Here is a 6,223-nt window from a genome sequence, read left to right as displayed (position 1 = left end):
GCAGGGCTTGCCCTTCGCGACGCCGCGGAAGCGGCTTAGCGAGAAGCCGCTCCCTTCAAGGAGCGGAGGAGTCACGTCAGGGGTGATGCCGAACGCCCGCCCGTAGCGTCTCGTCCAGCATGTTCCGGTGCTGTCCGGTGGACAGGACCAGCGGCGTGAATCGCGGATCGTCGTGCAGTGCCCGGATGACCGGAGCGCACTTGATCGCCTTGGGCCGGGTGCCGAGAATGATGGCTATCTTGCGCATGGACGGTGGCTCCCCGAGAACGGCATGCGGCGGATCACGCGCGCATGCGGGTCAGGTTCACTGGATCGGAACGCGGTCGACCTGTGCGGGACCGCGCCGGGCACCGCCTGGGTCCGCGTCGAGGGATTTCCGCGGCAGCGGCAGGCGGTGACGGGTACGGAGAAGACATCCGGCCGGTGGCGGCCGGGGAGTGACGAACCTTTCCCACCTGCCCTCAGACCGGGGAACGGCCGAACGGCCGCAGGGGGAAGACGGTCGGAAGAATCGGCCGGCCGGGTCAGCCGCCGGCGGGCTCGATGGACAACGCGTGCCGGAAGAAGTTCGTCGGGTCGAAGCGGCGCTTCACCTGGCGCAGCCGGGCGTAGTTGTCCTTGTAGTAGAGGGTGTGCCAGGGCACGCCCGAGCGATTGTGCCGAGTATCGGCGACATCATTGTCGGGATAATTGATGTAACAGCCGTCGAAACTCTCGCCGGGCACCGGGACGCCCCCGGTCGAGGCGAAGAAGTCTTCGTAGATGTCCCGTGCCCAGCCGACATAGAATGCGTCGTCGGCGGAGTCGGCCCAGAATGTCTGGAAGCACATCTTGAACACCGAACCGCGCTGTGCGTTCGCGGTCGCGTGCGGTGCGACGGCGTTGACCTGACCGCCGAATGAGAACAGCACCAGCATGGTGTCCGGATTGTGAAAGTCGCTGCGGGTCATGTGCCGGTACACCGCCGCTATCTGGGCGTCGGTGAAATTCTTTTGCATATACCCGGATTTGTGGACGCCGCGTGAGCTCGGATTGGTGATCGTCGGGTTGTTGGTCCCCACCATGCGCCGGATCGGTCAGGTCGGCGGCGACGCCGGTCACCCGGTCGCCGAACTCGTGCGGTTCCGCCACCCCTGGAGGCTTGCGGGCGACGCCCACCACCATGGCGCCCTCACTCGCGAGCGCGCGCACCGTGGCCGCGCCGATGCCGGCCGTGGCGCCGGTGACGATGAAGACCTTGCCGGTCAGCCGCAGGTCCACCGCGTCACCTGACCAGGTCCGGCGAGACCGCCGGGGTCGTGGCGGAGGTGTGGCCGATCCCGGTGGCCAGCAGCTGAAGCGCGGCGAGCGCGGTATGGGACGGGCCTCCGGCCTCGGCGCTGTACAACAGCACGCGGTGGCCGCTGTCGTCGGGCAGATGCAGAACCTCGAAGTCCAGGAGCAGCTCACCCACCTCGGGGTGCCGGATGTGCTTGGTGCCCGAGGTGCAGGTCGCCACCGGGTGCCTGGACCACAGCGACGCGAACTGCGGACTGCGCATGGAGAGCTCACCGATCAACTCGGCCAGTTCGCGGTCGTCCGGATGACGCCCGGCCACCAGCCGCAGCGACGCCACCGCCCGGGTGGCCTCCTCGTCCCAGTTGGCGTACAGGTCGCGGTGGTGGGCGTCGAGGAACAGCATTCTGGTCAGATTGGGGCGGTCGGCCGTGCGGCTCGGGGCCTCGAAGTCACAGTGCCCGGCGAGGAGGAGGTGGCCGAGCCTGTTCCACACGAGCACCTCTGTGCGCCGGCCGAGCACGACCGCGGGGACATCGCTCATCGCCTCGATGATCCGGCGGGTCCCCGGCCGCGGCACCGCCGGGCGGACGGCCCTGCGCCGCTTGACCGGGGTGGGCCGGGCCAGGTCGTGCAGATGGGCACGCTCGTCCGCGTTCAGGTCGAGGGCCTGGGCGATGGCGTCGATCACGGACGTGGACGCGTTGGCGCTGTGCCCCTGCTCCAGCCGCGCGTAGTAGGTCGCGCTCACCCCGGCGAGCTGGGCGAGCTCCTCGCGCCGCAGTCCCGGAACCCGGCGGGCGCCGTACGACACGATCCCGACGTCCTCCGGCTTGACAGCCGCGCGCCGGCTGCGCAGGAAAGCGCCGAGCGCCGTGTTGTTCTCTCTGTCGGCCATGCGGCCCACTGTAAGCACGATCCGCGCGGCGCTGCCTATCCCTGCCAGTGCTTGGCACGTCAGATTCTGGTTGCCCCGGAGGCGGCCTTCTAGCGTTGCGCCAGGATCCGTGAATCCAGCCTTCGGAAGGAATCACCGCATGACCAGCGTGGACCAGACATCGGCCGCCCACGGCGGGGCCACCAGGGTGACGGGCAGGCATCGCGTCGTTCTCCTGCTGCTGCTCAGCGCGAGCTTCACCCTGGCCGTGGACTTCTCGATCCTCAACGTCGCCCTGCCCGAGATAGGAAGCGGCGTCGGCTTCGGCCTGGAGAACCTGCAGTGGGTGGCCACCACGTTCGCGCTCTGCGCGGCGGGATTCACCCTGCTGTTCGGCCGGATCGGCGACCTGTTCGGGCGCCGCCGGCTGTTCCTCATCGGAATGGCCCTGCTCGGCGCCGGATCCCTCGCCGGCGGGCTGGCCACCTCCCCGGAGCTGCTTCTCATGGCCCGGGCCGCGCAGGGACTGGCCACGGCCGCGGTCACCCCGGCCGCGCTCTCGCTGCTCACCACGTCGTTCCCGGAAGGCCCGCTGCGCGACCGGGCGCTCGGCCTCAACGGCGCGCTGATGGCCGCGGGGTTCACGACCGGCGCGATTCTGGGCGGAGTGCTCACCGATCTGCTCAACTGGCGGTGGGCCTTCTTCATCAACGTGCCCGTCGCGGTCGCCGTCCTGGCCGTCGCCCCCCTGGTGCTCGCCGAGAGCCGGCCGGCCCAGCGGCCCCGGCTGGACATCCCGGGCGCCATCACCGTCACGCTGGGGCTGCTGGCCCTGGTCTACGGGCTGACCGCCGCGGGCGAGCACTCGTGGACCGACACGCGGGCCGTCGCCGGCCTCGCGGGCGGCGTCGTGCTGCTGGCGGCGTTCTGGCTGGTGGAGTCGCGGGTGGCCGCGCCGCTGGTGCCGGTGCCGATCCTGCGCAGGCGTTCGGTCGCCTGGGGTAACGTCGCGGGCCTGCTCGCCTTCGCGACCGAGACCTCACTGGTGTTCCTGCTCACCCTCTACCTGCAGAAGGTGCTCGGCTTCTCTCCGTTGGCGGCGGGGCTCTCCTTCGCGGTGCTCGGCGCCGGCACGGTGCTCGGCGGCATGATCGCGCCGAAGGTCATCGGATGGGTCGGCAACAAGTCGGCCATCGTCTACGGCTTCGCCGCGCAGACCGCCGCCACCCTGCCCCTCGCGCTGCTGGGCCCGACCTCGGGCTGGATGACGCTTCTGCTGGTGGCGACCTTCCTCGGCGGGGTGGCCAACCTGGTGGCGATCGTCGGTTTCATGGTCACCGCCACCTCCGGCCTCCCCGACCACGAGCAGGGCCTGGCCGGTGGACTGGCCACGATGAGTCAGCAGGTCGGCATCACCATGGGCATTCCGATCATGAGCGCGATCGTCAGCGCGCGGGTCCACGGCCTGGGCGGCCAGGAGACCGCGTCCAGCGTCCTCGACGGGGTCGGGACGGCCATCTTCGTGAACGCCCTGCTCTGCCTGGCCACCGGAGTGCTGGCCGCTCTGTTCCTCCGGCGCCCGGCGAAGGCGCCGGTGACCCAGGCCACCACGGCATGACCCCGGGGCCGGCCACGCCGCACCGAAGAGGGAGAAGGCCCAGGCCATGACCGTACGGCAGGTTCCCTGGGCCCCGCTCACCATCGCGGCCGCCGGACGCGAGGTCCGGGCGCGGTTGCTCGAACCCCCCGGCCGCCGGGGATGGCTGGTCTGGGCGCACGGCGGGAGCTGGGTCCGCGGATCGGTCGCCGAGTGGCACACGCCCGTCGCGGAGCTGGCGCTGACGGCGGGATGCGCGGTGGTGAACGTCGAGTACCGGCTGGCGCCGCGCCACAGGCATCCCGCCCCCGTGGACGATGTGCTCGCCGCGCTGGACTGGGCGCACGCCGAGGCGGCCGCGGAGCCGGAGGCGTGACCGGGACCATCGAGGTGACGGACCCGGCCCGCACGCCCGACGGCGGGATGGCCGCGCTGTGGATGCTGTCGTGGCCGCTGCAGCGGGCCGTGTCGGCCGACCCGATCACCATCCGGGCCCACTACGGCAGGGGTTTCCACCACCCGCACCTCGGAGGCGGAACGGTCGGGGAATGGCCGCTCAACGTGTTCGACTCCGAGCAGGCGGCGCACGAGACGCCGACGCTGCGCGCCATCATCGCCGCCGAGCTGCACAACATCGTCTACCAGCGCGACTGGCGGATCGTCCCGGCCACCGCCGGCCGCCCGGCGGGCGAACGCCCCGGCGCCGGGTAGCCGGGCCCGCACCGGTCACACCGGCCCGTGACCCGCGCCGGGCGCACCGCATGCGACCGGCTCAGGGGAACCGCGTCCGGCTCGCGGGCGCCGGCGCCGGACCTGCCGGCGGTCGCGACACCCGGACCGCTTTCGGTGGTGCCCGATTGTGAGTAGGTTGAGGCTGCCTCGGTGTGCGATCAAAGAGGCCTTCGTCAGGTGGCCGGTCCTGGGTGGCGCTGAGCGGACAGGGGAGACCCTTCGGATGAAGATCATTGCGTTGTCCTGCACGCAGAAGCGTCTCCCGTCGCTGACCGACGCGCTGCTGGAGGCGGCGATCAGCGGCGTCGTCCAGGAGGCCGGTGACGCTCAGATCCAGCGGATCCGGTTGATCGACCATCGCATCGCGATGTGCGAAGGCGAGGACACCTGCCTTGATCCCGAGGTGGGCCGGTGCACGCTCGACGACGACTTCGAGCATGTCGTCGATCTGGCCGAGGGCGCGCAGGCGATGCTGCTCGCCATGCCGGTGTACGCGGGGAACGTGCCGGCGATTCTGAAGATCTTCCAGGAACGCCTGAAGAGCTACATGAACGCCACGCGACGCCCGTTCGGCAACCTGCTGGTGGGGACGATCGTGCACTCCCGCACCATGCTGACCGAGCCCGCACTGGGGTCGCTGTTCCCGTGGTACCTGCGCCTGCGCAACAAGAACGTGGCGTCGGCGTGCTTCACCCAGAGCGGTCACCAGGACCTGACCCGCACCGCGGCGCCCGACCTGTGTGCGGCCGTGGGCCGGCAACTCGGCATGACGCTCGACGCCGGCCGGTCGCCGGCCGGCGAGCGCACGGCACTGCCGCTGGTTCAGTCACCCGCCCGTCCGCGGTGCGGTGACCCGGCCGCGTCCTCTCCCGGAGCGTGAGGAGATTCCGCGCGCCAGGTGCACCCGTCCCCTGACTGCTCGCACGACACCGTGACGTCCGGTTCCACGTAGCGGGATGCGATGGCGGTGTTGAGCTCCTGGCAGTAGCCGCACGGTGAGGAGAACGTCAGTACCACGCCGGCGCGGGCGGCCCGTTTGCGGTACCGGAGGATCCCGCAGTCGGTGTTGCGCAGGACGGTGCCCGAGGGCGGGCGCTCACTGGTCACCGCCGAGTCGTACAGCATCAGCTGACGCTGCAGCCGGGTCATGAAGTGATCGGTGGCCGACACCCCGGCGGGCCGTTGCGCCCGCAGCAGCTGCGCGGTGATGCGGGAGTTCGCCTGGATCCACGCGGCCAGGCCTTTCTCGCCGTGCTCTCCCAGGACGAACTCCTCCGCGGCCGCCTGGGCCTCGAAGAACCGCTGGCGCCACAGGTCGACCTTCTCGGCCGGGTCGAGGGAGGACGGTTCACCGGTCATGGTCGGCGTCCTTCCCGGTGGCGGCGTCCAGCTCGGCGAAGACCTCCTGGGCGACGCGCAGCCCGTTGTTGGCGACCGGCCATCCACCGTAGTAGGCGAGCTGGATGATGACTTCGATGATCTTCTCGCGCGACATCCCGAGGTGCAGGGCGGCGCCGATGTGGCCGCGTAACTCCCAGTCGGTCCGCGCCAGCGTGACCGCGGTCAGCGCGACCAGTTCGCGCTCCTCGACGCTCAGGTGCGGGCGGGTCCAGATCTCACCGAACAGGTGGTCGACGGTGATCTGCAGGAACTCCGGGTAGGACCCCGGGCGCGGTTCGCGGCCGAAGACCTGCTGGAACATGGCCTCGCCCCGTTCATGCCGGGAAGACGGCTGGTTCATC

9 protein-coding genes and 1 pseudogene are annotated in these 6,223 nt (G+C 70.7%); 4 read left to right on the top strand and 6 right to left on the bottom strand.

The window, feature by feature from the left end; all coding sequences use genetic code 11:
* Positions 1 to 76: 76 nt before the first annotated feature.
* From IEY93_RS21290 to IEY93_RS21275, 4 genes and pseudogenes are all read right to left on the bottom strand, one after another.
* Positions 77 to 247 (bottom strand): hypothetical protein, encoded by a 171-nt coding sequence (locus IEY93_RS21290; protein WP_203968400.1) that lies wholly within the window; start codon positions 245 to 247, stop codon positions 77 to 79.
* Between the two features lie 277 nt (positions 248 to 524).
* Positions 525 to 998, bottom strand: a complete 474-nt coding sequence (locus tag IEY93_RS39405) for a BBE domain-containing protein (RefSeq protein ID WP_268241573.1) — start codon at positions 996 to 998, stop codon at positions 525 to 527.
* Between the two features lie 127 nt (positions 999 to 1,125).
* Positions 1,126 to 1,191 (bottom strand): annotated as a pseudogene (locus tag IEY93_RS39400) (hypothetical protein); the annotation flags it as partial.
* Between the two features lie 73 nt (positions 1,192 to 1,264).
* On the bottom strand, positions 1,265 to 2,173 hold the full coding sequence (locus IEY93_RS21275; protein WP_189164851.1) for a helix-turn-helix domain-containing protein: 909 nt from the start codon (positions 2,171 to 2,173) through the stop codon (positions 1,265 to 1,267).
* A gap of 139 nt (positions 2,174 to 2,312) precedes the next feature.
* Here IEY93_RS21275 and IEY93_RS21270 point away from each other — a divergent pair, with 139 nt between their 5' ends.
* The 4 genes from IEY93_RS21270 (at position 2,313) to IEY93_RS21255 (ending at position 5,361) form a co-directional block, all read left to right on the top strand.
* Positions 2,313 to 3,770, top strand: a complete 1,458-nt coding sequence (locus tag IEY93_RS21270; RefSeq protein ID WP_189164850.1) for an MFS transporter — start codon at positions 2,313 to 2,315, stop codon at positions 3,768 to 3,770.
* A 46-nt stretch (positions 3,771 to 3,816) separates the two neighbouring features.
* Complete coding sequence (locus IEY93_RS21265) at positions 3,817 to 4,125, top strand: alpha/beta hydrolase (RefSeq protein WP_189164849.1); 309 nt, start codon at positions 3,817 to 3,819, stop codon at positions 4,123 to 4,125.
* Entirely contained in the window at positions 4,122 to 4,460 is a 339-nt protein-coding gene (locus tag IEY93_RS21260; RefSeq protein WP_189164848.1) for a hypothetical protein, read from the top strand. Before IEY93_RS21265 ends, IEY93_RS21260 begins: the two co-directional genes overlap by 4 nt.
* Before the next feature lie 244 nt (positions 4,461 to 4,704).
* Positions 4,705 to 5,361: a flavodoxin family protein gene (locus IEY93_RS21255; RefSeq protein ID WP_189164847.1), complete on the top strand. Its 657-nt coding sequence runs from the start codon at positions 4,705 to 4,707 to the stop codon at positions 5,359 to 5,361.
* Here the strand turns inward: IEY93_RS21255 and IEY93_RS21250 are convergent.
* Together IEY93_RS21250 and IEY93_RS21245 are read right to left on the bottom strand one after the other, a co-directional pair.
* Positions 5,304 to 5,840, bottom strand: coding sequence for a hypothetical protein (locus IEY93_RS21250; RefSeq protein WP_189164846.1), 537 nt, complete (start codon positions 5,838 to 5,840; stop codon positions 5,304 to 5,306). The genes IEY93_RS21255 and IEY93_RS21250 overlap by 58 nt on opposite strands.
* Positions 5,830 to 6,222, bottom strand: a complete 393-nt coding sequence (locus IEY93_RS21245; protein WP_189164845.1) for a carboxymuconolactone decarboxylase family protein — start codon at positions 6,220 to 6,222, stop codon at positions 5,830 to 5,832. Before IEY93_RS21245 ends, IEY93_RS21250 begins: the two co-directional genes overlap by 11 nt.
* Position 6,223 lies beyond the last annotated feature (1 nt).

This window comes from Sphaerisporangium melleum (assembly GCF_014646695.1).
GTDB lineage: Bacteria > Actinomycetota > Actinomycetes > Streptosporangiales > Streptosporangiaceae > Sphaerisporangium > Sphaerisporangium melleum.
The sequence above is the reverse complement of the archived record's forward strand: the minus strand, read 5'-3'. Positions and strand labels throughout refer to the sequence as shown.

Coding starts and splice junctions, on each gene's coding strand:
- IEY93_RS21290 (WP_203968400.1), bottom strand. CDS start 247: ATGCGCAAGATAGCCATCATTCTCGGCACCCGGCCCAAGGCGATCAAG.
- IEY93_RS39405 (WP_268241573.1), bottom strand. CDS start 998: ATGCAAAAGAATTTCACCGACGCCCAGATAGCGGCGGTGTACCGGCAC.
- IEY93_RS21275 (WP_189164851.1), bottom strand. CDS start 2,173: ATGGCCGACAGAGAGAACAACACGGCGCTCGGCGCTTTCCTGCGCAGC.
- IEY93_RS21270 (WP_189164850.1), top strand. CDS start 2,313: ATGACCAGCGTGGACCAGACATCGGCCGCCCACGGCGGGGCCACCAGG.
- IEY93_RS21265 (WP_189164849.1), top strand. CDS start 3,817: ATGACCGTACGGCAGGTTCCCTGGGCCCCGCTCACCATCGCGGCCGCC.
- IEY93_RS21255 (WP_189164847.1), top strand. CDS start 4,705: ATGAAGATCATTGCGTTGTCCTGCACGCAGAAGCGTCTCCCGTCGCTG.
- IEY93_RS21250 (WP_189164846.1), bottom strand. CDS start 5,840: ATGACCGGTGAACCGTCCTCCCTCGACCCGGCCGAGAAGGTCGACCTG.
- IEY93_RS21245 (WP_189164845.1), bottom strand. CDS start 6,222: ATGAACCAGCCGTCTTCCCGGCATGAACGGGGCGAGGCCATGTTCCAG.